The sequence below is a fragment of the Phenylobacterium sp. genome (genome assembly GCF_036821595.1).
In the GTDB taxonomy this organism is placed as follows: domain Bacteria; phylum Pseudomonadota; class Alphaproteobacteria; order Caulobacterales; family Caulobacteraceae; genus Phenylobacterium.
In genome coordinates this window covers 40,953-66,782 of the sequence record NZ_DAISJG010000013.1, presented here as the reverse complement: position 1 = coordinate 66,782, position 25,830 = coordinate 40,953, and the positions used below count along the sequence as shown (strand labels likewise).

Genomic DNA, 25,830 nt, shown 5'->3' with positions numbered 1-25,830 from the left:
GAGAGTGAGTCATGGCCCGCCGTACGCTGCCCAGCGCCAGCCTGCGCCCCGACGACCTGTCGGCGCTCAAGGTGCTGATCGTCGACGACAATGCGAACGTCCAGCGGCTGATCGGCGACGTGCTGCGGGCCGGCGGCGTGGGCGCGGTGGAATTCGCCGAGGACGGCCTGCGGGCGCGCGAGATGCTGGGCCGCTGGGACCCGGACATCATCTTCTCCGACTGGAACATGCCGGTGATGGGTGGGCTGGAGCTGACCCGCTCCATCCGCCGCGCGGCCGTCACCCCCGACCGCCGGGTCCCCAACCCCGAAGTGCCGGTGGTGATCGTCACCGCCCACCGCAGCCAGCGCGAAGTCGAGCAGGCGCGCCGGGCGGGGGTCAACGAGTTCGTCATCAAGCCGTTCACGCCTGCGGCCCTGCTCTCCCGCATCCAGCTGGTGCTGACCAGGCCCCGGCCGTTCATCGTCAGCGAGGCCTACATCGGCCCCGACCGGCGCCGACGCGTGGAGCTGAGCTACTCCGGCCCCATGCGGCGGATGAGCGACCCAGAGGAGGTCGTGGACGCCGTCGAGCGCTCCTCCACCCGCGAGACCATCAGCGTCGAACTTGAGGCCCTGCGCCGCCTGATCAAGGTGCGCGGCGGGGTCGACCGCGAGACCTTGAAGATGACCTACCGGGTGATGCAGCACACCAGCTTCCGCGCCCGCCAGGTGCGCGACGCCATGGTGGAGCGCGCGTCGAACCTGCTGATCGAATACGTGGACGCGCTCGGCGGGCCCGCCCAGTGCGACCCGAAGGTGCTCGACATCCACTTCAAGGCGATCGGCACCATCCTGGAGACCCCACCGGAGGACTCCAAGGAGGCTGCCAAGCTGGTCAGCCACCTGAACGCGGTCGTGAAACAGAAGATCGCCCGGGCCAAGAAGGCCGCGTGACCCCGCCGGCCGCGGCGGCTAAGAGGCCCGCCATGGCCGAAGCCTTCAACGACAAGACCCTCCCCGACGCCAAGACCGAGCGCTACGCCGCCGTCGCCGAAGAGATCGCGGCCGTGCTGGACGGAGAGCCCAACCTGACCGCGCGCATGGCCACCGTGGCCTCCATGCTGGCCAGCAGCTTCGACGACTATTTCTGGACGGGCTTCTATGTGGTCGATCCGGACAAGCCGGATGAGCTCGTGGTGGGACCCTATCAGGGCACCCTGGGCTGCCTGCGGATCGCCTTCGGCCGCGGCGTCTGCGGAACGGCGGCGCGAACCCGCCAGACCCAGGTCGTGGAGGACGTCCACGCCTTTCCGGGCCACATCGCCTGCGACAGCCGCTCGGCCAGCGAGATCGTCGTGCCGGTCGTGGACGCGCAGGGAAGGCTGATCGCGGTGTTCGACGTGGACTCCGAGCGGCCCGCCGCCTTCGACGCGGTTGACGCCGAATGGCTGGAGCGCATCCTGCTGAGGACCTTCGCCGAGGCCTGAGCCCCAGGGCGGTTGACGTGTCCGTCACCCGCCCCCCTTTTCTTACGCAGCGGCGCCCTCATACAGTTGTTTCGACGCGCGGAACGCGCACGAATTCGAGGAGCTAGAGACATGGCCGAGGCCTATATCGTTGCTGCGACGCGCACCGCCGGCGGGCGCAAGGGCGGACGCCTCCGGGAATGGCACCCTGCCGACCTCGGCGCCGTGGTCCTGAACGAGCTGATCGACCGCACGGGCGTCGACCCCGCGGCCGTCGAGGACGTGGTCATGGGCTGCGTCATGCAGGTGGGCGAGCAGTCCACCAACATCGCCCGCAACGCCGTGCTGGCCTCCAGGCTGCCGGAAAGCGTGCCGGCCACCTCGGTCGACCGCCAGTGCGGCTCGTCCCAGCAGGCCCTGCAGTTCGCCGCCCAGGCGGTGATGAGCGGCACCATGGACGTGGTGATCGCCTCGGGCGTCGAGAGCATGACCCGCGTGCCCATGGGCCTGTCGGTCGCCCTGCCGGCGAAGGAAGGCTTCGGCGTTCCGAAGAGCCCGCGGATGGAGGAGCGCTACCCCAACATCCAGTTCAGCCAGTTCATGGGCGCCGAGATGGTCGCCGAGAAGTACGGCCTGACCAAGGACCAGCTCGACGAGTACGGCTACCTCTCCCACCAGCGCGCCATCGCCGCGACCCAGGGCGGCGCCTTCAAGGAAGAGATCGTCGCCATCGACGGCAAGGACGCCGAGGGCAATTCACTCCGTCACGACAGCGACGAGGGCATCCGCTACGACGCCAGCCTCGAGGGCATGCGCGGCGTGAAGCTGCTCAAGGAGGGCGGCCGGATCACCGCGGCGACCTCCAGCCAGATCTGCGACGGCGCCTCCGGCGTGATGGTCGTCTCGGAGAAGGCGCTGAAGGAGCACAACCTCACCCCCATGGCGCGCATCCACCACCTGTCGGTGCTCGGCCATGACCCGGTGATCATGCTGGAAGCCCCTCTGCCCGCCACCGAGCGGGCGCTGAAGCGGGCGGGCATGTCGGTGGACGACATCGACCTGTTCGAGGTCAACGAGGCTTTCGCCTCGGTGCCGGTGGCCTTCCTGCAGAAGCTGGGCGCCGACCCGGACCGCCTGAACGTCAACGGCGGCGCCATCGCGCTCGGCCACCCGCTCGGCGCCTCGGGCACCAAGCTGATGACCACCCTGCTGTACGCGCTGAAGAACCGGAACAAGAAGTACGGCCTCCAGACCATGTGCGAAGGCGGCGGCCTGGCCAACGTCACCATCGTCGAGCGGCTGTAGCCGCGAGGCCCCTTGCGGGCCGGCGAGGGATCGGCAATCCACGCATGGCCGGGCGCAAGCCCGGCCATGATCGTTTGTGGAGGTGGCCGGTGACTGGACGGGTTTTCGCGATCACGGGCGCGTTCGGCGTCCTCGGCTCGGCGCTCGCCCGGGCCGCCGCGGCGCAGGGTCATCGCCTCGCGCTGATCGACTATGCGAAGGCGACGCCCGAGGGACTGCCGTCGGGCGACGTCTTCGTGCAGGCGGGAGTGGACCTCACGGACGCGGGCGCCGCGGGCGCGGCGGTCGCCGCCGTGGCCGACCGGTTCGGCGGGCTCGACGCCCTCCTGAACATCGCCGGCGGCTTCAGGTGGGAGACGGTGGCCGACGGCTCAGCGGAGAGCTGGCAGTCGCTCTACCGGCTGAACGTGCTGACCGCCGCCAACGCCTCGCGTGCGGCGATCCCCCACCTGAAGTGCAGCGCGGCGGGGCGGATCGTCAACGTGGGCTCGAACGCCGCGCTGAAGGCCGGCCTCGGCATGGGCGCCTACGCGGCCGCCAAGGCCGGCGTCCACAGCCTGACCCAGGCGCTGGCCGAGGAGCTGAAGGACGCAGGCGTCACCGTCAACGCCGTCCTGCCCTCGATCATCGACACGCCCGCCAATCGCGCCGACATGCCCAAGGCCGACTTCGCCGCCTGGGTGGCGCCCGACGACCTTGCCGCCGTGATCCTCTTCCTGGCGGGCGAGGAGGCCCGCGCCGTGACCGGCGCGCTGGTGCCGGTGACCGGCCGGGTGTGACCTGCCGGCGGAGCGTGTTACGCGAAAGCCGCACCGTTTCTTCGAAATCCCGCGATCGGCCGAACGGCGCTTCCTGAGGCCCGCGAACCCCGCCATATCGGAAGGCGGGGAGGGGGCCGTCCATGAGCTCCTGGATCATGATCGCCGCGGCCGCGCAGCCGGCGGCGGCGCAGGAGGCCGTGGCGGTCCAGCCGCCGGCGGCGCCGGAACGCGGGGTCATCGCCTATCCGCCGGCCTTCTTCGCGGAGGCCGCGCCGGTCAACGCCTACGACATGGTCGTGCGCGTGCCGGGCTTCACCTTCGACAAGGGCCAGGCGGTCCGCGGGCTCGCGGGCTCGGGCGGCAATGTGCTGATCGATGGCGCGCCGCCGGTCTCCAAGAACGATCCGCTGGACGAGATCCTCAAGCGCATCCCGGCCGGGGCCGTGGAGCGGGTGGAGGTGATCCGGGGCGGCGCGCCCGGCATCGACATGGAAGGCCGCACCGTGATGGCCAACGTCGTGCGCAAGCAGACGGGCGGCTTCCGCGGCGCGGTCATGCCGGGGTCCTACTTCGTCTACGACGGCCGCACGCTCACCGGCATCCGCGCGGAGGCCCAGTGGCGGATGCCCGGGGGCCGGTCGGCCGAGCTCGCCCAGGTCTACGGCCGGGGACCCAGCGACGACCTCGGCGACGGCGTGCGCACGCGCTACGGGCCGGACGGGCGGGTGATCCTGCGCTCCGACGTGGACGCCGACGGCCAGGGCCTGCGGCAGTGGACCACGGGCGCCTACGAGACCCCCTTCGCCGGGGGCCGCGCCCGTCTCAACGGCGCCTTCATGCTGACGCCGGCCAGCGTGGAGATCTACGACCGTATCCAGGGCGGCGGGCTGGAGTACGAGTACGACAACATCAAGCGCCTGCAGGCCGAGCTCGGGGGACGCTACAGCCGCACGATCACCGCCGCCCTGTCGGTGGAGGCGGTGGCCTTCCAGCAGTGGAACAACAACCGCACCACGGTCCATTTCGAGGCCCCCGGCCTCGTCCGCGACTTCCGGCTAGAGAAGGAGACCACCGAGACGGTGGGGCGCCTGAACATCCGCCTGCGTCACAGCCCGGAGCTTTCCGTCGAGGCGGGGCTGGAGGGGGCGCTCAACCGGCTGGACAGCGAGACCGACCTGGCGGTGAACGGCCGCGCCGTGTTCATCCCGGCGGCCAACGTCCAGGTGGAGGAGACCCGCGGCGAGGTGTTCGCCCGGGGGACCTGGCGGCCGAACCCGCGCCTCACGCTTGAAGCGGGCGTGCGCCAGGAGGGCTCGCGCGTCACCACCGAGGGCGATCTCAGCCTCGAGAAGACGCTTGCCTACACCAAGCCGCGCCTCGCGCTGACCTGGGCGCCGGATGCCTCGAGCCAGTTCCGCGCCCGCATCGAGCGGGAGGTGGGCCAGCTCAACTTCGACGACTTCGTGGCCTCCCAGAGCGTGGGCTCGCTGGGCGTGATCGTGGCCGGCAACCCGAACCTCAAGCCGCAGCAGGCCTGGGTCGCGGAGGCCGCCTGGGAGCGCCGTTTCCTGGGCAGCGCCGCGATCGTGCTGACCGCCCGCCACTACGAGATCCGCGACACCGTCGACCGCGGCCCGGCCCGCTTCGACGAGGGCCCGCGGCGGGGCGAGATCATCCTCGATCCGGTCAGCGGCCTGCCGGTGGCCGACCGGCCTGAGAACATCGGCAAGGGGACCAAGGACGAGCTGCAGGCGAGCCTCACCCTGCCGCTGGACCGCGTCTTCATCCGCGCCGCCCAGTTCAAGGCCCAGGCCACCTGGCGGCGGACCGAGGTCACCGACCCGGTCACCGGCGAGGCGCGGGAGATCAGCCTCGTCCACCCGGTCGACTGGGAGGCGCACTTCAGCCAGGACCTGCCGGCCTGGAAGTCCACCTGGGGGATCGACGCCTCGGGCGGCTTCCGCGAGCGGGCCTATCGCCTCTCCGAGGTGGAGACCAAGAAGCAGTCCACCTGGGTCGTGGTCTACGGCGAGTACAAGCCCAGGCCCGATTGGATCATCCGGCTGGAGGCCCAGGGCGCGTCGATGCGCAACGTGAAGCGCATCCGCGAGGTCTATCGCGGGGTGCGCGACCCGAGCCGGCTGAACTTCATCGACATCCGCGACCTGGAGTGGGGCGGCAGCCTCTATCTCCGGGTCCGCAAGGTGTTCGGCTAGGGCGCAGGCGTCAGCGCCAGCACCGCCTCGGTGTCGCGCTCCACGGCGGGCCGCGTGAACCTCAGCGGGAAGTAGCCTCCGGCCGCCCAGAGTGGGAAGAGGTCGCGGTAGTGCGGGCTGAACGGGTCGCCCGACTGGCCGGGTGTGTTCACCGCCACGGAGTTGTCCCAGGCGCCCACGTCGAGCACCAGCCGCACCGAGGCGCCGGCGGTCTGGCGGAAGTCGGAGGCCCGCCAGGTGGCGGCCCGCGGCGTCGACGCCGAGCCTGGGACCTGCAGCGGGCCGACGCTCATCTGCTCGGCGAGCTGGCGGTCGGCCAGCACCGCCACGGCCGGCTCGAACCGGGCGTGGTGCAGCCGTCCCCAGTTCCATGTGGCCATGTCGGGTCCGAGCCGGCCCTGCAACTCGTCGAGCGTAGCCCGCAGGCTGGCCAGCAGGATCGGATCGCGCACCCGCGCCGGCTGGCCCTCCAGCCACAGGAGCAGCGGGTCGGGCGTCCCGGTCCCGATCAGCGCCTGCGCTTCGGGAGTGGCGGCGGCGGTGACGGCGGGTCCCAGGTGCTTGCCGGTCCAGGCCTCGTAGATCGCCGCGGCGGGGCTATCCAGCGCCTCGTCGGCGTTCCAGGCCTTCAGGAGGGCGAGCGCCCGGGCGAGTTCCGGGTCCGGCGAGGCCAGAGGTGCGACGAGGGCGATCCCCCGCCGGGCCTGGGCGCTGACGTTGTCGGTCTGCAGGGCCATGGAGTCCGCCAGCGTGGCCTTCGGCGTGGCGGCCAGGACCTCCTTGATCCGCGCCGAGCGCGTCCGGTCCGCCCATTCGAAGCCGAGCTTCCGCTTCGATCGCGGGTAGGCGGGCTCGGCCGGGACGTTCATCTCGTTGGCGGTGGCGAAGACACCGTCCTTCGGATTGCGCACGGCCGGCAGCCCGCCGTCGGCCAGGAACCCCGCCCATTCGTACCGCCCGTCGCCGGGGACCGGCATCAGGCCGTCCCAGTTGGGCCGGACCGGCGCGCGGCCGGCGGCGGACCAGCCGATCTCGCCCGAGGTGTCGGCGTAGACCAGGTTCAGCGGCGGCGCCCCCCAGCGGTCGCGGGCGGCCTGGAAGTCATCCCAGGACTGCGCGCGCCACATCCGCGAGGAGCCGAAGTAGCCGGCCAGCCCCGGTTCGTTCCAGACGGTGCGCAGCGCGAAAGCGCGGCCCTTCGTGGGATCATGCCAGAGCACCGGACCGTGGCGGGTGAACCGCAGCGTCACCTCGCGCGGGGGCTCGCCCTTCACCTCGATGGTCTCGCGCACCGCGCGCATCGGCTCCCAGCCGCCCCTGTAGCGGTAGGCCTCGCCGCGGGTCTCGTAGGCGTAGAGGTCCTCCTGGTCGATGTAGAAGATGGTCAGGCCGAAGGCGGTGCGGCCGTTGTGGCCGAAGGAGACACCGGGCAGGGCCGGCTCCCCCGCCCCGATGATGGACAGCCCCGGCGCGTCCAGGTGCGCGATGTAGCGCAGCGACGGCGCGCCTACCGCCCGGTGCGGGTCGTTCGCCAGGATCGGCCTGCCCGTGGCGGTGCGGGAGGGCGCGAGCACCCAGTTGTTGGAGCCTTCGGCCTCGGCCGCCGACAGGAACTGCGCCAGCTCCAGGTCGGCGCCGGCCCGGGCGGTCGTCGCGCCGGCCAGGGCCTCGAAGCTCACAGGCGCCGTGCCGAGCGTGTAGTCCCTCATCACGTCGGCGGGCACGTCGCAGGGATCGAGGCCCCTGGGGATGACCGGCGTGTGCGCCGGTTCCAGCCGGCGGCGGATGGCGTCGGCGGCCAGCCCGCCCGCGCAGACCGCCCGCGCCCGGGCGACCTCGGACGCCGCGTTGGAGACCAGGGCGTGGCTGCGGATGCGCAGCACGTCCTCAGGCGCCCAGGGCTCGGGCCGGCTGTCGGTGAGGCGGAACTCCACGGGCAGCGGCCGGGCGCCGGCCTGCACCTCCGCCACGTAGGCGTTCACGCCCGCGGCGAACGCCTCCACGGCCTCGCGACCGGCGGGGTCGTAGGCCGCCCATTCCGCGTCCATGTCGCCCCGATAGAGGAAGAGGCGGGCGGCGCGGTCCTGCTCGACATAGGCCGGGCCGAAGCTGGCGGCGAGGCGGCCGAGCCCCCGCTTGCGCCACAGGTCGATCTGCCAGAGTCGGTCGCGCGCGGCGTTCCAGCCCTGCAGGAAGAAGGCGTCGCGAGCGCTCTTCGCATAGATGTGCGGCACGCCCCAGCGGTCGACCAGGATCTCGGCCGGCTCGCGCAGTCCCGCCACGGCGGCGGACTCGCGGCGAACGGCGGTGCTTTCCTGCGCCTGCATCGGCGCGGCCAGCAGGCTCGCGAGGAGGGCGGCCATGCCCACGGTCCTGCCCAGCATCCTCGGTCTCCCCCGAAACGTCCCCGTCCGGACAGTTGAGGCCCCGGGACGCTACGGCGCAAGCGGCGCTTGGCGCCCCGCACGTCAACCGGCCTAGGGTCACGCAAACCAGGAGGGGACTTCCATGATCGGCTACGCGACCATCGGCGCCAACGACCTCGAACGCGCCAAGGGCTTCTACGACAAGGTGCTCGCTCCGCTCGGCGGCCGCCGGACCTTCGCCATGGGCGACCGCATGCAGTTCTACGGCGGCGCGGGCCCCGGGATGCTGGCGATCTGCAAGCCCTACGACGAGGGCGCCGCCACCGCCGGCAACGGCAGCATGTTCGGCCTGCCGGCGCCGTCGCGCGAGGCGGTGGCCGAGGCCCACGCCGCCGCGCTGGCCAACGGCGGGACCTGCGAAGGGGAGCCCGGCGCGCGCACCGACAACTTCTACGGCGCCTACTTCCGCGACCCGGACGGCAACAAGGTCTGCGTCTTCAAGATGGGCTAGGCTCGGCCGGCTCGAGGACGGTCTCGGGCGAGAGCGGCAGCTCCAGCTCGCAGACCAGGCCCTCGGGCCGCCAGTCCAGGCGTGTCTCGCCCTGCAGGGGCCCCTCCAGGGCCCGGGCCAGCATGCTGGTGCCGAGGCCGCGGCGGGTCGGCTTGCGCACCGGCGGCCCGCCGGTCTCGGTCCAGCGGATCAGCAGGCGGCCGTCCGGGGACCGGGTCCAGGCGACCCGCACCCGGCCGAGAGAAGTGGAGAGCGCGCCGTACTTGGCGGCGTTGGTGGCCAGTTCGTGCAGGGCCATGGCGATGGACTGGGCGGCTGCGGGCGGCAGGGCGATGTCCTCGCCCTCGATCACGACGCGGGCCGCCTCGCCGAGGCTGAAGGCCAGCAGTTCCTCCTCCACGAGGCGGCGCAGGTCGGCGCCTTCCCACCGCGCCTCGGCCAGCAGCTGGTGGGCGCGGGCGAGCGCGTTGACGCGGCCCACGATCACCTCCTTCAGGGCGGCCACGTCCTCAGCCTTGCTGAGCGTCACCGTGCCCTGGACGACGGCCAGCAGGTTGTTGGCCCGATGGTCGACTTCGCGGGCCAGCAGCTTCAGCCGCTCCTCCGCCTGCTTGCGGCCGGTGACGTCCATGAGCACGCCGATGGCGCCGCGGGGCTGGCCGTTGGTCGCCAGCAGGAACTCGGCGCGGATCAGCAGCCAGCGCACCTCGCCGCTCGGCCAGCGGTACTGGTATTCGGCCTCGAAGAACCGCTCGCCGCGGGCGAGCGCCGCCTGGGCCGCGGTGCGCACCCGCTCGAGTTCTCCGGGCAGGTAGCTGGCGTTGACCTCCTCGAAGGTCGGCCGGGCGTCGTCCGGCAGGCCCAGCATCCGGTTCAGCTCCGGGCTGTGGAGGATGGTCTCGGCGGCGACGTCGATCTGCCAGACGGCCATCCGGCCCGCTTCCACCGCCAGCCGCAGGCGGGCCTCCGAGGCGGCCAGGCCCTCCTCCGCTCGCTTGCGCGCAGTGATGTCCTGCAGGGTGCCGACGTAGCGGGTCGGGACCATGCGGCCGTCCCGCTCGTGGAACACGGCCCGGCCGCGCGCCAGCACCCAGCGTTCCTCGCCCGCCGGCGTGGTTATGCGATATTCGTAGGCCGTCTCGTCGCGGATGTCGGGGTCCAGAGCCCGCTCCCGCTGGGCGGCGGTGCGCGACGCGTCGTCCGGATGGATCAGGCCGCGGGCCAGCTCCAGAGTGACCGGCTGGTCGGGCGGCAGGCCGCAGATCGCCTTGGCCTCCGCGGAATAGATCATGTCGTTGCTCGGCAGCCGCCAGTCCCAGACGCCCACGCCGCCGGCCGAGGTGGCGAGGTCCAGGCGCGCCTGCGACTCCCGCAGCGCCGCCAGTAGCGCCTCGCGTTCCCGCAACTGCTGCTCGCTCTCCTCGGCGTATCTCAGGGCCGAGCCCCGATAGGCGTCGGCGAACACGATGATGAGCGCGGCGGCGAGCGCGTAGAGCGCCAGGTTCACCACCCTGACGGGGGTCAGGGCGAAGCTGAACACCGGGTCCATGAACAGGTACCAGGTGAGCGTCCCGCCGATGACAAGGGCGGCGGTCCCGGCCCGCCAGCCCGCCAGCAGCGTGGTGATCAGCACGGCCGGATAGGAGAGGGCGAACGGCACGACGCCCGGGGTCCAGCTCTCGATCATCGCCCGGATACTGAGGGCTGCGCCGGTGGTCAGGGCGGCCACGGCGAGTTCGGTCGCAAGCCGCGGCGCCCAGGTCTCCAGGCGTCGGGGAAGGTCAATCTCGCTCAGGCGACGGATCACGCAGGCCGACCTCGTGCGCGGAGCCCAGGAAGGGGCGCGCTCTAGGCAAGGTCATCGCCTGCGTCCCGCCCTGCGGTCAAGGCGGGTCCCGACCTCACCCCGGCGCGACGCGCCAGACGATGTCGCCCACGTCGTCCGCCACCAGCAGGGCGCCGCGGCTGTCCACCGCCACGCCGACCGGACGGCCAAGGATCTGTTTCCTCTCGTTGAGGAAGCCGGTCAGGAAGAGCTGCGGCGGCCCCTGCGGCCGGCCGCCCGCGAAGGGGACGAACACCACCCGATAGCCGTTCAGCGGCCGCCGGTTCCACGAACCGTGCTGGCCCACGAAGGCGCCGCCCCGGTAGGCGGGCGGGAAGGCCTGGGCTGTGTAGAAGGCGAGGCCGAGCGAGGCGGTGTGCGGCCCGAGGCCGTAGTCCGGGGGGATGGCCTGGGCCACCAGGTCGGGCCGCGCCGGCTTCACCCGCACGTCGACGTTCTGGCCGAAGTAGCTGTAGGGCCAGCCGTAGAAGCCGCCCTCCAGCACCGAGGTCATGTAATCGGGCACGAGGTCGTTGCCGATCTCGTCGCGCTCGTTGACCGCGGTCCAGAGGCGGCCGGTCACCGGTTCGAAGCCCATGCCGTTGGGGTTCCGCAGGCCGGTGGCGTAGAGGCGTAGGCCACGGCCAGCGAGGTTGTACTCCCAGATGGCGGCGCGGCCTTCCTCCACCTCCATGCCGTTCTCGCCGACGTTCGAGTTGGAGCCGACGGTGGCGTAGAGCCTCGTCCCGTCGGGACTGGCGATCAGGCTTTTCGTCCAGTGGTGGTTGAGCGGCTCCCCGGGCAGGTCGAAGACCCTCTCGCCGGTCCCTGACACCTGGGTCTGGCCGTCCGCGTAGGGGAAGCGCACCACCCCGTCGTCGTTGGCGACGTAGAGGTGGCCGCCGGCCAGGGCCATGCCGAAGGGCCGCTTCAGGCCCTGGGCGAAGACGGTCTTCACCTCCGCCACCCCGTCGCCGTCGGCGTCGCGCAGCAGGGTGATGCGGTTGGGGCTCTTCTGGACCGAGCCCACGCGCTTCATGAGCTCCTGCTGGATCCAGTCGCGGATCCCCTTCGCCGGGTGCGGCTCGGAGGAGGACTGGGCGACCAGCACGTCGCCGTTCGGCAGGACGTGCAGCCAGCGCGGATGGTCGATGCCCTCGCCGTAGCGGGTGACCACGAAGCCCGGCGGCGCCTTGGGGGCCGCGCCCGCCGGCCAGCCGACCGCCTTCGGCGTGCCGACGACCGGGATCAGGCTCTTCTGCGGCGCCGGCAGGGGCGGGTTCGGCCCGAAGCCCACGAACGGGTCGGACGAGCCGCTGGAGCACGCGGTCAGGGAAGCGGCCGCCGCCAGGGCGGCCAGGGGGAGACTTCGCATCGGGACACCTCCGTCGGACGTCCAACATAGCCGAACGGCTTCGGTTGCGTGTGTGACGTGGGGGCGCCGTTGCAGGTTCCCGCGGAACCGGCTCAAGCTGGCTGCAGGAGGATGAGATGGACCTGACGCTGACGCCCGAACTCGCCGCGTTCCGGGACGAGGTGCGCGCCTTCCTGGAGGCCCGCCGGGGCGACTACGAGGCCGGCCAGGCGCGCGACCCGCTGACCTGGCAGCGGCTGCTGATCGAGCACGGCTACGCCGCGCGCACGATCCCACGGGAGTACGGCGGGTACGGCGCCGAGCCGGACATCCTGAAGGGCCGGATCATCGCCGAGGAGTTCATCCGCGCCGGCGCGCCGCGCGGCATCGCCAACCAGGGCGTCTCCATGCTGGTCCCGACCCTCCTGGAGGTGGGCTCCGAGGAGCAGAAACGGCGCTGGATCGGCCCCACCCTGCGCGGCGAGGTGGTCTGGTGCCAGGGCTATTCCGAGCCGGGCGCCGGCTCCGACCTGGCCAGCCTGCAGACCAAGGCGGTGGAGGACGGCGACGACTTCGTCATCTCGGGCTCGAAGATCTGGACCAGCACGGCCCAGCAGGCCCAGATGATGTTCTGCCTCGTGCGCACCGAGCCGGACGCCGCCAAGCACGAGGGCATCAGCTACGTCCTGATCCCCATGGACACGCCGGGCATCGAGGTCCGGCCGCTGATCACCATGACCGGGCACGCCGAGTTCAACGAGGTGTTCTTCACCGACGTCCGGGTCCCGCAGTCGAACGTCGTCGGCGGGCGGGGGCGGGGCTGGTTCGTGGCCAACACCACGCTCAAGCACGAGCGCGGAATGCTGGGCGATCCCAACGCCACCGAGGCCCGGCTGAACGCCCTTATCCAGCTGATGGCCGAGGAGACGGTCGACGGCCAGCGGATCATCGACAACCCGGTCTTCCGCGACCGGTTGATGCAGCTGCAGGCGCGCGTCTTCGCCATGAAGTTCAACGGCTTGAGGATCCTCACCGATGAGACGGCGGGACTTGCCCGGCTGGTGGTCAAGCTGCAGGGGTGCGAGCTGAACCACCAGGTGGCGGCGCTGGCCATCGACGCCCTGGGCGAGCTGGGCGTCCTCTACCACGACGGGCCGCACCTGCGGGCCAAGGGCGGCTGGCAGCGGAACTACATGTTCGACCTCGGCCTGATCATCGGCGGCGGCACCGCCCAGATCCAGAAGAACATCATCAGCGAGCGGGGCCTTGGCATGCCGCGCGAACCGAAGGCGGCCGCCTGATGCGCTTCGCCCTTTCCGACGACCAGCGGATGCTGCAGGCCAGCGTGGGCAAGGCCCTGGCCGAGCTCTCGCCGCTGGAGCGGGTGCGCGCCTACGCCGAGGGCGGGGACGCCGCCGACATCTGGCGGGGTCTGGCCGACATGGGCCTGCCGGGGCTCCTGATCCCCGAGGAGCACGGCGGATTGGGGCTGGGACTCGTGGAGGCGGCGCTGGCCGCCGAGGCCCTGGGCGCGGCGGCCGCGCCGGCGCCGTTCCTGGGCTCCGCCGTCCTGGCGTCGCTGGCGCTCAGGGGCGGCTCGGCCGAACAGCAGGCGAGATGGTTGCCGAGGCTGGCCGCCGGCGCCGCCACGGCCGGGGTGGCGATCAGCGAGCGGGTGGCCGGCGCGCGAGACGGGGCGGGCGTCGACGCCCGCGACGGCCGGCTCACCGGCAAGGCCCTGTTCGTCATCGACGCGGAGGGCGCGGACCTGCTCGTCGTCGCCGACCGCACGGGCGCGCTGCACCTGGTGGACGCGCCGCCGGCGCCGGAGCCGATGAACAGCATCGACGCCACACGTCGGCTGTCCGAGGTGACCTTCCGGGACACGCCGGCCGAGCCGCTCGGCGGCAACGCCGGTCTGGAGCGGCTGCGCGACGCCGCCTGGGTAATGCTGGCCGCCGACACCCTGGGCGCGGCCCAGACCATGCTCGACCGGGCGGTGGGCTACGCCAAGGAGCGCCGGCAGTTCGGCCGGGTGATCGGCTCCTTCCAGGCGGTGAAGCACCTCTGCGCCGAGATGGCCGCCGAGCTGGAGCCGGCCCGGGCGCTCGTCTGGTACGCCGCCTATGCCTTCGACAATGCGCCCGAGGAGGCGGGCCTGATGGCGGCCCACGCCAAGGCCCACCTGTCGGAGATCGGCCGCTTCATCGCCCGCACCTCCACGGAGGTGCACGGCGGCATCGGCATGACCGACCTGCTGGGCCTCCACTACTGGTTCAAGCGGATCGGCCTTGACCGCCAGCTGCTCGGCGGGCCCGAGCGGGTCCGCGAGGCCGCCGCCCGGGCGCAGGGGCTCATCCCGGCCTAGGCGTGGACCGGCGGGATGCGGCGGGCCCAGGGCCTGGCCGCCTCCAGCTGGTAGGCCAGTTCGAACAGGGAGCGCTCCTGGCCGGCGCGTGCGGCGAACTGCACGCCGATCGGCAGGCCCTCGGCGCTCCAGGCCAGCGGCACGCTCATGGCCGGCGCGCCGGCCACATTGTGCAGCGGGGTGAAGCCGACATAGCGGATCAGCCGCGCCACGAGGGTGTCGTAGGGAACCGTGCCGGCATATTCGCCGAGCGACGGCGGCGGCGTGCTGAGCACCGGCGACAGTATCTGGTCGAACTGGTTCGACGCGAGCCAGGCGTCGTAGGCCACGGCGTTGGCCTCCAGCCGGGCGATGGCGGCGGGCAGGGCGCCCGGCGCGGCCTTGGCGGCCATCTCCGCCATGCCGAGGCTGAAGGGCTCCAGCAGGGTGGAGTCGGCCGGACGTCCCGCCGCGGCGGAGATGGCCTGGGCGAGCTGCGCCGCGCCCGAGGCCCAGAGCAGCAGGAAGTCCTGGATGAACTGCGGCCCGTCGAAGGGCAGGCGGGTGGGCTCCACCCGGTGCCCCAGATCGCCCAGCAGCTTCGCGGCGTCCTGCACGGCGGCGGCGACCTCGGGCTCAGGCGGGCCGGACGTGCCGTCCATCAGCAGGCCGACGCGCAGGCGCCGGCGCCCGGGCCGGGTGACCAGCCCCACCGGCGCGTAGCGGGCGCCCGGACCGCGATCCTCTGTGGCGGCGAACAGGGCCGCGCTGTCGCGCACGCTGCGGCTGACGCAATGGTCGACGCTGATGTCGGAGATCGCGGTCTGCCCGCGCGCGCCGGTCATCCGGGCGCGCGACGGCTTGAGCCCGAACAGGCCGCAGGAGGCGGCCGGGATGCGGATCGAGCCGCCGCCGTCGCTGGCGTGGGCCATCGGCACGACTCCCGACGCCACGGCCGCGGCGGCCCCGCCGGACGAGCCGCCGGCGGAATGGGCGGGGTTCCAAGGATTGCGGGTGGGGCCCGTGGCCACCGGCTCGGTGGTCGGCAGGAAGCCGTACTCCGGCGTGGCCGACTTGCCGATGGTGACCAGGCCGGCGCGGTCGAAGGTCGCCACGTACTCGGTGCTGGCCGCGGCCGGCGGGGCGAAGCGGCCGGACTGCGAGCCGTTCCGGGTGGGCAGGCCTGCATAGTCGTCCAGGTCCTTCACCAGGAAGGGCACGCCGGCGAACGGCCCGCCAAGCCCACCGGCGCGGGCCCTGTCCAGCGCCCGGTCGAAGTCGGAGTTGACGATGAAGTTCAGCGTCGGCTGCAGCGCCTCGGCCCGGCGGATCGCCGCCTCCACGGCCTCCACGGCCGTAATCTCGCCCCGGCGGATCAGGCGGGCTGTCTCGGTGGCGTCCGGCCACGCCGCGTCCCTGGCCGGCGGCTTCGCCAGGGCCTGACCCGCGGACAGCGCAAGCGGAGCGGCCGCAAGGCCGCGGCGGGTGATCCCGTCCATCTCGTTTCCCCCCGGGAACGCTTATGACCGGCGATCACCTTGGCAGATGCGGCGCCCCGGGCAAGGGGCGGCGTCATCGGCCCGCGGGGTTAGCTCCTGGAGGCGTGCTCCGGCTTGCCCTTGCGCTTGGTGGAAGCCATCTTCTCGAGCTCCTTCTCGCTCATGGACGAGGCCATCTGCTTGGAGGGGCCCTTGAGCTTCGACTTCGGGGTGTCCCCGCGCTTGGCGGAGAGGGCGGCCCCAGCGGCTTTCTGCTGGGCGGCTGACTTTGCGGGCATGGGTTGTCCTCGAGCCTGGGCCGCGCCATGAGTGCGCGGACTTTGCGGCCGGGAAACGATCCAGGCCGGCGTAGGTTCATGACCGGCCGGAGCGCCAGGAGAGCCATCCGTTGACCCATCCCGCCGGAGAGACCAGCGACCTGCGCCGCCGGATCCCGCGCCTGCGGGTGAAGCTGCGCGAGCTCTATCACGGCGACAGCCCCCGGGCGGTCCGGTTCCGCTACCGGGTGCTGCTGATCGACCTCGTGCTGATCGCCTTCTTCATCGCCGCGCCGTTCCTGCGCGAGTACCCGGTCTTTCTGGTCGCCGACTACGCGGTGGCCCTGATCCTGCTCGTGGACATCGTCGCGCGTTCGCTGGCGACCTCCAACCTGCGGACCTGGGCGATGCGGCCGATCCTCTGGGTCGACGTCTTCGTCCTGATCACCCTGCTGTTCCCCCTGTGGCTGTTCAACCTGGCCTTCCTGCGGGTGCTGCGGCTGTGGTCGCTGGTCCACTCGGACTTCTTCTGGGAGACGGTGGGCCGCCGCTACGACGACACGCGCTGGGAGGACGTGGGCAAGGCCCTGGCCAGTCTCGTCACCTTCGTCTTCGTGGCCACCGGCTTCGTCTACGCCAGCTTCGCCCTCGAGCACCCGGGCATCACCGGCTACGTGGACGCGCTCTACTTCACGGTGGCGACGCTCACCACGACCGGCTTCGGCGACATCACCCTGCCGGGGACCTGGGGCAAGCTCCTGGCGATCATCATCATGCTCGTGGGCATCACCCTGTTCGTGCGGCTGGGCCAGACGCTGATCCGGCCTTATAAGGTGCGCTTCACCTGTCCCTCGTGCGGGCTCATGCGGCACGATGCGGACGCGGTGCACTGCAAGGCGTGTGGCGTGCTTCTCAACATTCCCAACGACGAGGCCTGAAGGGACTTCATCGAACTGTCACACGGCGATGATAGCCGCCGGACAGACCTCGCTTCCGGAGCCTTCCATGCGATTCACCACCCTCCTTCTCGCCGCCTCGGCGGTCGCGCTCACCGCCTGCGGGCAGCAAACGTCCGGCAAGGCCGACGGCCAGGTGAGCGGCGGCGGCGGCGCGCGCAACCAGGTTTGGGCGGCCGGCTCCTCCACCGTCTTCCCGTTCGCCACTCGCGTGGCCGAGACGGTGGCCCGCACCACCGGCGGCACGGCCGCCAAGGTGGAGAGCCTGGGCACCGGCGGCGGCATCAAGCTGTTCTGCTCGGGCACGGGGGCCAGCTATCCGGACGTCGCCACGGCCTCGCGGGCCATGAAGAAGTCGGAATGGGACGCCTGCCAGGCGGCCGGCGTCACCGACATCGTGGAACTGAAGATCGGCTTCGACGGCATCGTGCTCGCCAACGCTAAGGCCTCGCCGACCTTCGCCATCACCCGCGAGCAGATCTACCGCGCGCTCGCCGCCGAGCTGCCGCAGGGCTCCGGCTTCGCCCCCAACACCGCCGCCACCTGGAGCGCCGTGGCCCCGGGGCTACCGAACCAGCGCATCCTGGCCTACGGCCCGCCGCCGACCTCCGGCACCCGCGACGCCTTCATCGAGCTGGGCATGGAGAAGGGGGCCGAGAAGGTTGCCGCCATGGCCGCCCTGAAGAGCTCCAACGAGGCCCAGTTCAAGGAGAAGGCGCACACCCTTCGCCGTGACGGCGCGTGGGTGGACGCCGGCGAGAACGACAACGCCATCGTCCAGACGCTCGAGAAGACGCCCAACGCCATCGGCGTGTTCGGCTACTCCTTCCTCGAGAACAACATGGACAAGGTGAAGGCCGCCACGGTGGAGGGTGTCGCCCCGTCGTTCGAGACCATCTCGAACGGGTCCTATCCGCTGTCGCGCTCGCTCTACATCTACGTGAAGAAGGCCAATGTCGGCGTGACCCCGGGCCTGCGCGAATACGTCACCGCCTTCGTCTCCGACGCCGCCGCCGGCCGCGGCGGCTACCTGCAGCAGCGCGGTCTGATCGCCCTGCCGGAGGCCGAGCACGCGACGATCAAGGCGACCGCCCAGGCGCTGACGCCGATGGCGGCTCCCGCGAACTAGCGAACCTGGGGCCGCCGGGCGCGTTCAGCGTCCCGGCGGCCCCAGGATGTCCAGCGGCGCGCCGATCGCCGGATCGTAGGCCCGCCAGTCGAGCCCGAGCGCGCTCAGCCCCGTGGCGGCGATCTGGCTGGACGAGGCGCAGCCCTGCGGCAGCCGGCCGGGGACCACGTCGGGTCCGATGGCGGCGATCCAGACGGCGTCGGAGTCCGGGAAGACCGGCTTGCCGTGGTGCTTCCAGGCCTCGGCGGACGGGCCGGAGCCGCGGCCATGGTCGGTGGTGACGATCAGGGTCGTCCGGCCGGCGTAGGCGCGGTCGGACTGCAGAGTGGTCCACAGCTCGGCCAGGAAGGCGTCCGTCCGGCGGGCCGCCCACAGCATCTGGTCGTAGTGGCCCTCATGGGCGAAGTCGTCGGTCTCGCCGTAGGCGATGTAGAGCACGCGCGGCCTGTCCCGCCGCAGGGCCTCGAGCGCGTAGGCGTGGGTGAAGGTGTCGAGCCGCACCGTGGGCCACAGACGCGGCGCGCCGGCCTCCAAGCGGGCGATCGCCGTCTCGGCCCCCGAGCGCGGCGGCGCGCCGTTCCAGCCGGCGTTCACCGGCACGCCGCTGCGCGGCCCGTTGACGATGTCGCGGAAGACCGACCAGGAGCCGAGCGCCTGCACCTTGCCGCGGAAGCCGGGCTGGCGGTTCAGCCACTCCAGCACGGTGACGTTGGCGTTCGGCCCGTGCTCGTTGGAGCGGATCTTCGGGTCCGGCTTGCCGGTGAGGATCTCGTTGTACCCCGGATAGGAGAACCACATCCCGTTCGCGACCGCGGCGCAGGAGCCGTGGTCGCGATCGCCGATCAGCACCCCCTGCTTCGCCACCACCTCGTGGAGGAAGGGCATCAGGGCCCGGGCGCGGTCGGGCCTGTCGAGGAAGTCGGCCTTGATGGCGGCGGTCTCCTTGACGAAGGCCTTGTCGGCGGCCCGCTCGGGGTCGGCGCCGTGGAACACCTCGGTCCAGTCGAGCCCGTCCAGGGTGACCAGCACCAGCCGGCGGTCGTCGGCCGCCTGAGCGGGCGCCCCGGAGAAGACCGCCGCCACGAGCGCGGCGGCGGCCAGGATAAAGGTCTTCATCGTCAGCCCCCTCTTCGGAGGCCTCTTGGCCCCCCGCTGACGCCTAGCAGGGCTGTTTGACAGTCCTGCGAGACGCCCCGGGCCTAGGTTTCCGACACCTTCTTCAGATTGGCGAGGCCCGTTTCGAAGTCCTTGCCCACCATGGCGTCCATGTCGAAGACCAGCCCCATCACCCTGCCCATCAGCGGCATGGCGCCGTTCATGGCCCAGGTGACCCTCGTGGCGCCGCCGGGCTGGGGCTCGTAGGTGAATTCCGCCACGTTGCGGGCCGCCATCGGCCGGATGAAGTTCAGCGCGACGACGGTCCGGGCGGGCGAGGTCTCGAGGATCTCCATCCGGCCCGCGCCCACCTTGTCGTTGCCCTCGTAGGCGTAGACGGCGCCCACGCCCGCGGCCGGGCCCGCATAGGTGCGCCTGAGCGCCGGGTCGAGGGTCTCGTACGGCGACCAGGCCCGCCAGGCGTGGAAGTCGTTGACGTGGGCGGCGATGGCCTCCGGCGGCGCCTGGATGGTGGCCGAGCGGGCCACGCGGAAGGTGTCGGGCCGGCTGGCGGCGATGACGAACAGCCCCGCGATCGCCGCCACGACCATGACGCCGATGGCGGTGAGGATCTTGCGCACGATGCGTCTCCCGGTCCGGAGCGGATCAGCCGATCGGCTGGTTCATGGCCCAGGAGACGCCCCAGGGGTCCTTCAGCTCCCCGTAGCGGTCGCCCCAGAACATGTCGGCGGGCGGCGTCACCGCGGTGCAGCCGGCCTCGACGGCATGGGCGTACTGGCGGTCGATGTCGGTGGTCATGATCACCAGGCTGAAGCCCTGCGGCGCCACCTTGGCGTGGCCGTGCTCGGGGTAGAAGTCGCTGAGCATGAGCGAGGAGCCGGCCACGTAGACGTGGGCGTGCATGGTGCGCCCCTGGTCGTCCGGCGGCATGACGGCGGCGATCTCCGCCCCGAACGCCTTGACGTAGAATTCGGCCGCGGCGATGGCGCCGTCGACGTTCAGGTAGGTGACGAGGCCGCCCTTCGTCTCCGCCTGCGGCATGGCGGCCGCCTGGGCCTCAAGGGTCTCGCTCATGGGGGGTCTCCCTCTCTTCGATGCGGTCCGGCGTCGGACCCGATCCAAGGACGGACGGCGGCACGCCCGTCCGACACGGTCAGGGAACCTGGCGGGAGAATTCCGTCTCGATGCTCACCTCGACGGTGTCGCCGACGCCCATGGTGGAGCCCGGCGCGGGCACGCCGTAGCCCATGCCGAAGTCGGAGCGCTTGAAGCTGCCGTGCGCGGAGAAGCCGACGCGGGCGCCGCCGGGGTCCAGCTCGTTCGGCGGATAGCCGCCATTGAACTCAGCCTCCAGGACGACGGGCCTGGTCACCCCGTGCAGGGTGAGGTCGCCGGTCACCCGCGCGGCGCGCGCCCCGGTCGGCTCGACCCGCGTCGAGCGGAAGGTGATGGTCGGGTGGCGGGCCGCGTCGAACCAGTTGGCGCCCAGCATCTCCTCCCGGAAGCCCGGGGGCGGGGCGGGCAGGTCCAGGGAGCGCACGTCGATGGTCGCCTCGACGCTCATGGCCGCGGGACTGGCGGGATCGAACTGCAGGCGCCCGTCGAGGTCGTCGAAACCGGCGACGTACTTGGAGAATCCGATGTGGCTCACCTTGAAGGTCACCGTCGAATGGGCCTTGTCGAGGGTGTAGAGGCCGGCCGGCGCGGTGACCGGCTCAGGCGCGGGCGCCGCGGCCTGGGCGGTCTTCTCCGCCGGGGCGGGTTGCGAGCAGGCGGCGAGCGCCGCGAACGCGCAGGCGGTCAGGATCGGTCTCATGCGAACCTCCGTTTTCGGGTCTGTCAGCCGGCCGTCCGGGTCGCGCCCTGGGCGCTGTCCTGGATCAGCCGGTCGAGGTGCTTGCGGATGTGGGCGGCTTCGGCCGCGGTGTTGGCGAGCGCGATGGCCTGGTCGAAGGCGGCCTTGGCCTCCTGGTCGCGCCCGAGCTGCAGCAGGAGCGCGCCCTTCACCCCGAAGAAGTGGAAGTAGCCGGAGAGTCGGCCGGCCAGGGGCTCGATCATCTCCAGCGCGGCCTGCGGCCCGCGGACCTTCATCACGGCCACCGCCCGGTTGAGGGTCACCACCGGCGAAGGCTGCATGCGCTCCAGCGCGGCGTAGAGCAGGTCGATCTGCGCCCAGTCCGTGTCCTCCGGCCGGGCGGCGCGGGCGTGCAGGGCGGCGATGGCGGCCTGGGCCTGGTAGGGGCCGGGCCGGCCGTGGCGCATGGCCTTGTCCATCAGCGCCAGGCCCTCGGCGATCAGCTTGTCGTTCCACAGGCTGCGGTCCTGGTCCTCCAGGAGGATGATCTCGCCGGCGGCGTCGAACCGCGACGGCGTGCGCGCGTGCTGCAGGAGCATAAGCGCGGTCAGGCCCATGATCTCCGGCTCGGTCTGAAAGAGCCTGAGCAGCAGCCGGCCCAGCCGGATCGCCTCGTCGCAGAGCTGCGCGCGGGCGGCGTTGTCGCCGGCCGAATAGCCCTCGTTGAAGACCAGGTAGATCATCGCCGCCACGGCCGCGAGCCGCTCGGAACGCTCTACCGGGCCGGGGGTCTCGAAGGCGACGTCGCCAGCCCCGATCTGGCGCTTGGCCCGCGTGATCCGCTGCTCCATAGCCGCTTCGGTGACCAGGAAGGCGCGGGCGATCTGCTTCACGCTCAGGCCCGAGACGATCCGCAGGGCCACCGCGATCTGTTGGGTCTGCGGCAGGTCCGGGTGGCAGCAGATGAACAGCAGGCGCAGCACGTCGTCGCGGTAGTCGGCGCCGTCCAGCCGCTCGGCCATCGGCGTCTCGACGTCGTCGAGGTCGGAGAGCCGTTCCTCGTCGGGCAGGGCCTCCTGCCGCGAGCGCTTGCGCACCCCGTCGAGCGCGGCGTTGCGGCCGACCATGATCAGCCAAGCGGCGGGGTCGCGCGGCGGGCCGTTCTTCGGCCAGTTGTTCAGCGCCCGCAGGCAGGCGTCCTGGAACGCCTCCTCGGCGGTGTCGAGGTCGCGGAAGTAGCGCAGCAGGGCGCCCACGGCCTGGGGTCGGGCGGCCGTGATGGCGGCGTCGATCCAGGCCAGGTCGGTCATGCGGGCTCCACGGTCTCGGCGGTGACCGGGTTGAACACGCCCACCGGACGGATCTCGTAGGAGCCGTTCGAGGGGTTCGCCTTGGCGAGGTCGCGGGCGATCGCCAGGGCCTCGTCGAGGGAGGCCACGTCGACGATGTAGAAGCCCAGCAGCTGTTCTTTTGTCTCGGCGAAGGGGCCGTCGATGACCAGGTCGTCCTTCGACTTGCGCAGCGTGGTGGCCGCCGTGGTCGGCAGCAGGCGCGCGACCGGCCCCAGCTTGCCCTGGCGGGCGAGGTTCTGCTGGACCACCGCCAGGCGGGCCATGCAGGCGTCGTCCTCCTCCTTGGTCCAGGCGCCGACGGCGGCTTCGTCGTCGTAGCAGAGGATGGCGTAGAGCATGGGGATGGCTCCTCGTTCGGCTGGAAGACGAACGAGTATGCCGCGCCCCGACAGGGCTGGCGATTTTTCGTGGAGTCAGGCCGCCGCCTGATCCTCCGTGGCCGTCACAATCGCGGCGAGCTCGGCCGTGAGCTCCGGCAGCAGCCGGGCGCGGACCGCGGGCTCGGACCAGAACGGGTTCATCACCACGCAGCGGACGAGCACCAACCGGTCGGCGTCGCGCCGGCCGCCGTAGCTGGCCACATGGCGGTCGATCAGCTCGCCGCAGGCCTCGCGGCCCAGGACCGTGCGCGACATGGAGAAGCCCGGCGAGGCCGCGACCCGGGCGTGGACCGCGGCTGTGCGGGCGTTGGCGACGCTCAGCGCCTCGCCGCGGCGGGCCACGGAGAAGCAGAAGATGTTGGTGTCGGTGGGGTCCAGCGGCCGGATCTCGGGGATCGCCCCCGTCACCGCCGTCCGGATCGCCCGGCAGGAGTCGAGGGTGGCGCTGAGCACCGCGCCCATGCCGTCGGGTCCGAAGCCGAGGGCCCGGCCGGTGAGCCAGGTGGCCGCCGCCCCGGTGGCGGCGCGGGAGCCCTCCAGGGTGCGGGTCCAGGGAGCCTCGCCGAGCTCTGCCCGCTCGACATAGGGGGCGACGAAGGCCGAGACGGTGTCGCAGGCGGCGTCGCGGGTCAGCAGGGCCCCGCAGGCGTAGGGGGCGTAGCCCAGCTTGTGCGGATCGATGGTCACTGACTCGGCCCGGCCGATGGCGCGCAGCGCCCGGCGCCTGGCCGGCGCCAGCAGGGGCTCGTCGGGGTCGAGGGCGCAGAAGAAGCCGCCGTAGGCCGCGTCCACATGGTGCCAGATGTCGACGCCGTCGGCCCGCAGGCCGTCCAGATGGTCGGCCACCGCGTCCACCGGATCGATCTCGCCGAGCTCGGTGGTGCCGGCGACGCTGACCACGGCCAGCACCGGGCGGCCCTGCTCGCGGGCGGCCGCGATGCGCGCCGCGAGGCCCGGGACCGACAGCCGGCCCTCCGCATCGAGCGGCACGCTCCAGAAGGCCTCCTCGCCAAGGCCGAAGACATTGGCGGCCTTGATCCAGGAATAGTGCTTGTGGCCCGGCGCCAGGATCACCGGACCGCGCCACGGCCGGCCGCTGGCCTCGGAGAGCCGCTCGGCGATCTGGAAGGGATTGCCGAGCACGCTGCTGCGGGCCCGCATGGCCGCGTCGTCCACGCCGTGGCGGGCGGCGAGCGCGGCGGCCGCCTCGGGCGTCAGGTGGGCGTCGGCGAAGGGATCGAGGGGGCGGCCCTCGGTCTCGGCCAGGGTCAGCGCCAGGGCCAGCCGGTGGTCCAGCCGGAACCGCGCGCGCCACACTGCCTCCAGATTGGCCACCGTGCCGCCGGAGGTGAAGTGGCCCTGCGCGGCCGCCGGATCGTAGCTCACCATCTCCGCCAGCATGGCGATGGCCTCCGCCTCCAGGGCGGTGCCGACGCGGGAGGCCTCCCTGGAGGTGTTGTTGGGATTGTGCAGCAGCGCGGCGAAGTGGCCGAGCAGGGCCGGCAGCGCGGTCTCCGAGACCATGTGGCCGATGTACCGCGGGGAGTAGGTGGGAAGCTCTCCGCGCAGCTTGGCGCCGAGTTCCCCGAGCGCGGCCTCGAGCGCGTCGCGCCGTCGCAGGAAGGCGGGCGCGGCGGCGTCCCCGGGCGTCACCGCGGCCGGATCGTCGGCGAAGAGGTCGCGGCGCCAGGCCAGCCAGTCGTCGAGCGCCGCGCCCAGCCGCTCGCGCAGCCAGTCCCGGTTCTCGGACCGGGGCCCCAGGAAGTACGGCTTCGGCGCGGCGGGATCGATCATGGCGCGAGGGTTCCCGCGGTTCGGCCCGGCGGGGAATGACGAAGGTCAATCCGGCCGCCGGTTGAGCGGGATCAAGGCGCCGGACGGGGGGAGTCATTCCCATGGCGTCGGCCTGGGCCGACGCTGGCTGCGACACCCGAGGAGATCGCCGATGGACTTCACCCTAACCGACCGCCAGGCCGTCTGGCGCGACCGCGTGCGCGCTTTCATGGCGGCCCACGTCTATCCGGCCGTGCCGACCTATCAGGCGCAGCAGGCGGAGGGGGGCCGCTGGAAGGTCATCCCGGTGGTCGAGGAGCTGAAGGCCCGCGCCTACGCCGAGGGGCTCTGGAACCTGTTCCTGCCGCCGTCGGAGCACGACGAGGAGGAGTATCGCGGCGCCGGCCTCTCCAACCTGGAATATGCGCTGTGCGCCGAGGAAATGGGCCGCGTGGGTTTCGCCTCCGAGGTGTTCAACTGCTCCGCGCCCGACACCGGCAACATGGAGGTGCTGCACCGCTACGGCTCGGCCGACCAGAAGGCCCGCTGGCTGCGGCCGCTGATGGAGGGCGAGATCCGCTCGGCCTTCCTGATGACCGAGCCCGACGTGGCCTCCTCCGACGCCACCAACATACAGACGGTGATCCGCCGCGACGGCGACCACTACGTCATCAACGGCCGCAAGTGGTGGTCCTCCGGCGTGGGCGACCCGCGCTGCAAGGTGGCCATCGTCATGGGCAAGACCGACCCTGACGGGCCACGCCACGCCCAGCAGTCGCAGATCCTGGTGCCGCTCGACACGCCGGGGATCGAGGTGGTCCGGATGCTGCCGGTGTTCGGCTACGACGACGCCCCGCACGGCCACGCCGAGGTGGTGCTGCGCGACGTGCGCGTGCCGGTGGAGAACCTGATCCTCGGCGAGGGTCGCGGCTTCGAGATCGCCCAGGGCCGGCTAGGCCCCGGCCGCATCCACCACTGCATGCGCACCATCGGGACCGCCGAGGTGGCGCTGGAGAAGATGACCGATCGGCTGCTGTCCCGCGTGGCCTTCGGCAAGCGTCTGGCCGACCAGTCGGTGTGGGAGCAGCGGATCGGCGAGGCCCGCATGGACATCGAGATGACGCGGCTGCTCTGCCTCAAGGCCGCCGACATGATGGATCGGGCCGGGAACAAGGCCGCCCAGCTGGAGATCGCTATGATCAAGGTGGCGGCGCCGCGCACCGCCCTGAAGGTGATCGACGACGCCATCCAGGCGCACGGCGGCGGCGGGGTCTCGGAGGACTTCGGTCTGGCCCGGGCCTACGCTGGCATGCGCACCCTGCGCCTCGCCGACGGTCCGGACGAGGTGCATCTGCGGGCGATCGCGCGGCTGGAGTTCGGCCGCCACGGCGAGCGCATGCGCGCCTGGCGCGAAGGCGAGCCGGTCGCGTCCTGAAGGACC

General features: G+C 72.0%; 23 protein-coding genes. 11 read left to right on the top strand and 12 right to left on the bottom strand.

Annotation, left to right across the window (positions count from 1 at the left end):
- Nucleotides 1–11 precede the first annotated feature (11 nt).
- The 5 genes from V7Z97_RS09060 (at nucleotide 12) to V7Z97_RS09040 (ending at nucleotide 5,729) form a co-directional block, all read left to right on the top strand.
- On the top strand, nucleotides 12–935 hold the full coding sequence (locus V7Z97_RS09060) for a response regulator (RefSeq protein ID WP_334162919.1): 924 nt from the start codon (nucleotides 12–14) through the stop codon (nucleotides 933–935).
- A 32-nt stretch (nucleotides 936–967) separates the two neighbouring features.
- Nucleotides 968–1,468 (top strand): GAF domain-containing protein, encoded by a 501-nt coding sequence (locus V7Z97_RS09055; protein WP_334162918.1) that lies wholly within the window; start codon nucleotides 968–970, stop codon nucleotides 1,466–1,468.
- A gap of 111 nt (nucleotides 1,469–1,579) precedes the next feature.
- A complete protein-coding gene (locus tag V7Z97_RS09050) occupies nucleotides 1,580–2,752 on the top strand; it encodes an acetyl-CoA C-acetyltransferase (RefSeq protein WP_334162917.1) in 1,173 nt (390 codons plus the stop codon).
- 89 nt (nucleotides 2,753–2,841) lie between these two features.
- Nucleotides 2,842–3,531 carry an SDR family NAD(P)-dependent oxidoreductase gene (locus tag V7Z97_RS09045; protein ID WP_334162916.1) on the top strand — a complete coding sequence of 230 codons (690 nt, stop codon included), beginning with the start codon at nucleotides 2,842–2,844 and terminating at the stop codon, nucleotides 3,529–3,531.
- A gap of 122 nt (nucleotides 3,532–3,653) precedes the next feature.
- Complete coding sequence (locus V7Z97_RS09040) at nucleotides 3,654–5,729, top strand: TonB-dependent receptor domain-containing protein (RefSeq protein WP_334162915.1); 2,076 nt, start codon at nucleotides 3,654–3,656, stop codon at nucleotides 5,727–5,729.
- On the opposite strand, the gene V7Z97_RS09035 is transcribed toward V7Z97_RS09040, so the two are convergent.
- Nucleotides 5,726–8,113 carry a penicillin acylase family protein gene (locus V7Z97_RS09035; RefSeq protein ID WP_334162914.1) on the bottom strand — a complete coding sequence of 796 codons (2,388 nt, stop codon included), beginning with the start codon at nucleotides 8,111–8,113 and terminating at the stop codon, nucleotides 5,726–5,728. The two genes, V7Z97_RS09040 and V7Z97_RS09035, sit on opposite strands and share 4 nt — an antisense overlap.
- A 124-nt stretch (nucleotides 8,114–8,237) precedes the next feature.
- Between V7Z97_RS09035 and V7Z97_RS09030 the strand changes: the two genes are divergently transcribed.
- The gene (locus tag V7Z97_RS09030; RefSeq protein WP_334162913.1) at nucleotides 8,238–8,606 is read left to right on the top strand and encodes a VOC family protein; all 369 of its coding nucleotides are present in this window, start codon (nucleotides 8,238–8,240) and stop codon (nucleotides 8,604–8,606) included.
- Here V7Z97_RS09030 and V7Z97_RS09025 read toward each other — a convergent pair.
- The gene (locus V7Z97_RS09025; protein WP_334162911.1) at nucleotides 8,593–10,413 is read right to left on the bottom strand and encodes a PAS domain-containing protein; all 1,821 of its coding nucleotides are present in this window, start codon (nucleotides 10,411–10,413) and stop codon (nucleotides 8,593–8,595) included. The two genes, V7Z97_RS09030 and V7Z97_RS09025, sit on opposite strands and share 14 nt — an antisense overlap.
- Nucleotides 10,414–10,507: 94 nt before the next feature.
- Nucleotides 10,508–11,806, bottom strand: coding sequence for a PQQ-dependent sugar dehydrogenase (locus tag V7Z97_RS09020; protein ID WP_334162910.1), 1,299 nt, complete (start codon nucleotides 11,804–11,806; stop codon nucleotides 10,508–10,510).
- Nucleotides 11,807–11,922: 116 nt separating this feature from the next.
- Between V7Z97_RS09020 and V7Z97_RS09015 the strand changes: the two genes are divergently transcribed.
- Together V7Z97_RS09015 and V7Z97_RS09010 are read left to right on the top strand one after the other, a co-directional pair.
- Nucleotides 11,923–13,086, top strand: coding sequence for an acyl-CoA dehydrogenase family protein (locus V7Z97_RS09015; RefSeq protein ID WP_334162909.1), 1,164 nt, complete (start codon nucleotides 11,923–11,925; stop codon nucleotides 13,084–13,086).
- On the top strand, nucleotides 13,086–14,153 hold the full coding sequence (locus V7Z97_RS09010; protein ID WP_334162907.1) for an acyl-CoA dehydrogenase family protein: 1,068 nt from the start codon (nucleotides 13,086–13,088) through the stop codon (nucleotides 14,151–14,153). Before V7Z97_RS09015 ends, V7Z97_RS09010 begins: the two co-directional genes overlap by 1 nt.
- On the opposite strand, the gene V7Z97_RS09005 is transcribed toward V7Z97_RS09010, so the two are convergent.
- Entirely contained in the window at nucleotides 14,150–15,631 is a 1,482-nt protein-coding gene (locus V7Z97_RS09005) for an amidase (protein WP_334162906.1), read from the bottom strand. The genes V7Z97_RS09010 and V7Z97_RS09005 overlap by 4 nt on opposite strands.
- Before the next feature lie 89 nt (nucleotides 15,632–15,720).
- Nucleotides 15,721–15,909: a DUF3008 family protein gene (locus V7Z97_RS09000; RefSeq protein ID WP_334162905.1), complete on the bottom strand. Its 189-nt coding sequence runs from the start codon at nucleotides 15,907–15,909 to the stop codon at nucleotides 15,721–15,723.
- A 110-nt stretch (nucleotides 15,910–16,019) separates the two neighbouring features.
- On the opposite strand from V7Z97_RS09000, the gene V7Z97_RS08995 reads away from it, so the two are divergent.
- Together V7Z97_RS08995 and V7Z97_RS08990 are read left to right on the top strand one after the other, a co-directional pair.
- Nucleotides 16,020–16,826: a potassium channel family protein gene (locus V7Z97_RS08995; protein ID WP_334162903.1), complete on the top strand. Its 807-nt coding sequence runs from the start codon at nucleotides 16,020–16,022 to the stop codon at nucleotides 16,824–16,826.
- Nucleotides 16,827–16,893: 67 nt separating this feature from the next.
- The gene (locus V7Z97_RS08990; protein ID WP_334162901.1) at nucleotides 16,894–17,973 is read left to right on the top strand and encodes a substrate-binding domain-containing protein; all 1,080 of its coding nucleotides are present in this window, start codon (nucleotides 16,894–16,896) and stop codon (nucleotides 17,971–17,973) included.
- Nucleotides 17,974–17,997: 24 nt separating this feature from the next.
- Here the strand turns inward: V7Z97_RS08990 and V7Z97_RS08985 are convergent, their stop codons facing one another.
- The 7 genes from V7Z97_RS08985 to V7Z97_RS08955 form a co-directional block, all read right to left on the bottom strand.
- Nucleotides 17,998–19,089: an alkaline phosphatase family protein gene (locus V7Z97_RS08985; protein WP_334162900.1), complete on the bottom strand. Its 1,092-nt coding sequence runs from the start codon at nucleotides 19,087–19,089 to the stop codon at nucleotides 17,998–18,000.
- 83 nt (nucleotides 19,090–19,172) lie between these two features.
- Nucleotides 19,173–19,709 (bottom strand): SRPBCC family protein, encoded by a 537-nt coding sequence (locus V7Z97_RS08980; protein ID WP_334162898.1) that lies wholly within the window; start codon nucleotides 19,707–19,709, stop codon nucleotides 19,173–19,175.
- Between the two features lie 25 nt (nucleotides 19,710–19,734).
- Nucleotides 19,735–20,163 (bottom strand): VOC family protein, encoded by a 429-nt coding sequence (locus V7Z97_RS08975; RefSeq protein WP_334162897.1) that lies wholly within the window; start codon nucleotides 20,161–20,163, stop codon nucleotides 19,735–19,737.
- A gap of 79 nt (nucleotides 20,164–20,242) precedes the next feature.
- A complete protein-coding gene (locus tag V7Z97_RS08970; protein ID WP_334162896.1) occupies nucleotides 20,243–20,905 on the bottom strand; it encodes a YceI family protein in 663 nt (220 codons plus the stop codon).
- A gap of 23 nt (nucleotides 20,906–20,928) precedes the next feature.
- Nucleotides 20,929–22,194: an RNA polymerase sigma factor gene (locus V7Z97_RS08965; RefSeq protein ID WP_334162895.1), complete on the bottom strand. Its 1,266-nt coding sequence runs from the start codon at nucleotides 22,192–22,194 to the stop codon at nucleotides 20,929–20,931.
- Entirely contained in the window at nucleotides 22,191–22,574 is a 384-nt protein-coding gene (locus tag V7Z97_RS08960; protein WP_334162893.1) for a YciI family protein, read from the bottom strand. The genes V7Z97_RS08965 and V7Z97_RS08960 overlap by 4 nt, the downstream gene beginning before the upstream one ends.
- Before the next feature lie 75 nt (nucleotides 22,575–22,649).
- A complete protein-coding gene (locus tag V7Z97_RS08955; RefSeq protein ID WP_334162891.1) occupies nucleotides 22,650–24,410 on the bottom strand; it encodes a pyridoxal phosphate-dependent decarboxylase family protein in 1,761 nt (586 codons plus the stop codon).
- A 151-nt stretch (nucleotides 24,411–24,561) separates the two neighbouring features.
- On the opposite strand from V7Z97_RS08955, the gene V7Z97_RS08950 reads away from it, so the two are divergent.
- Nucleotides 24,562–25,824 carry an acyl-CoA dehydrogenase family protein gene (locus V7Z97_RS08950; protein WP_334162889.1) on the top strand — a complete coding sequence of 421 codons (1,263 nt, stop codon included), beginning with the start codon at nucleotides 24,562–24,564 and terminating at the stop codon, nucleotides 25,822–25,824.
- The last annotated feature ends 6 nt before the right edge of the window (nucleotides 25,825–25,830 follow it).

Excerpts from the sequence above, each read along its gene's own strand:
- V7Z97_RS09040 (WP_334162915.1), top strand. The coding sequence starts at position 3,654 with ATGAGCTCCTGGATCATGATCGCCGCGGCCGCGCAGCCGGCGGCGGCG.
- V7Z97_RS08950 (WP_334162889.1), top strand. The coding sequence starts at position 24,562 with ATGGACTTCACCCTAACCGACCGCCAGGCCGTCTGGCGCGACCGCGTG.
- V7Z97_RS08960 (WP_334162893.1), bottom strand. The coding sequence starts at position 22,574 with ATGCTCTACGCCATCCTCTGCTACGACGACGAAGCCGCCGTCGGCGCC.
- V7Z97_RS09050 (WP_334162917.1), top strand. The coding sequence starts at position 1,580 with ATGGCCGAGGCCTATATCGTTGCTGCGACGCGCACCGCCGGCGGGCGC.
- V7Z97_RS08955 (WP_334162891.1), bottom strand. The coding sequence starts at position 24,410 with ATGATCGATCCCGCCGCGCCGAAGCCGTACTTCCTGGGGCCCCGGTCC.
- V7Z97_RS09010 (WP_334162907.1), top strand. The coding sequence starts at position 13,086 with ATGCGCTTCGCCCTTTCCGACGACCAGCGGATGCTGCAGGCCAGCGTG.
- V7Z97_RS09015 (WP_334162909.1), top strand. The coding sequence starts at position 11,923 with ATGGACCTGACGCTGACGCCCGAACTCGCCGCGTTCCGGGACGAGGTG.
- V7Z97_RS08990 (WP_334162901.1), top strand. The coding sequence starts at position 16,894 with ATGCGATTCACCACCCTCCTTCTCGCCGCCTCGGCGGTCGCGCTCACC.
- V7Z97_RS09005 (WP_334162906.1), bottom strand. The coding sequence starts at position 15,631 with ATGGACGGGATCACCCGCCGCGGCCTTGCGGCCGCTCCGCTTGCGCTG.
- V7Z97_RS09030 (WP_334162913.1), top strand. The coding sequence starts at position 8,238 with ATGATCGGCTACGCGACCATCGGCGCCAACGACCTCGAACGCGCCAAG.
- V7Z97_RS08965 (WP_334162895.1), bottom strand. The coding sequence starts at position 22,194 with ATGACCGACCTGGCCTGGATCGACGCCGCCATCACGGCCGCCCGACCC.
- V7Z97_RS09060 (WP_334162919.1), top strand. The coding sequence starts at position 12 with ATGGCCCGCCGTACGCTGCCCAGCGCCAGCCTGCGCCCCGACGACCTG.
- V7Z97_RS09035 (WP_334162914.1), bottom strand. The coding sequence starts at position 8,113 with ATGCTGGGCAGGACCGTGGGCATGGCCGCCCTCCTCGCGAGCCTGCTG.
- V7Z97_RS09000 (WP_334162905.1), bottom strand. The coding sequence starts at position 15,909 with ATGCCCGCAAAGTCAGCCGCCCAGCAGAAAGCCGCTGGGGCCGCCCTC.
- V7Z97_RS08970 (WP_334162896.1), bottom strand. The coding sequence starts at position 20,905 with ATGAGACCGATCCTGACCGCCTGCGCGTTCGCGGCGCTCGCCGCCTGC.
- V7Z97_RS08975 (WP_334162897.1), bottom strand. The coding sequence starts at position 20,163 with ATGAGCGAGACCCTTGAGGCCCAGGCGGCCGCCATGCCGCAGGCGGAG.
- V7Z97_RS09055 (WP_334162918.1), top strand. The coding sequence starts at position 968 with ATGGCCGAAGCCTTCAACGACAAGACCCTCCCCGACGCCAAGACCGAG.
- V7Z97_RS09020 (WP_334162910.1), bottom strand. The coding sequence starts at position 11,806 with ATGCGAAGTCTCCCCCTGGCCGCCCTGGCGGCGGCCGCTTCCCTGACC.
- V7Z97_RS08985 (WP_334162900.1), bottom strand. The coding sequence starts at position 19,089 with ATGAAGACCTTTATCCTGGCCGCCGCCGCGCTCGTGGCGGCGGTCTTC.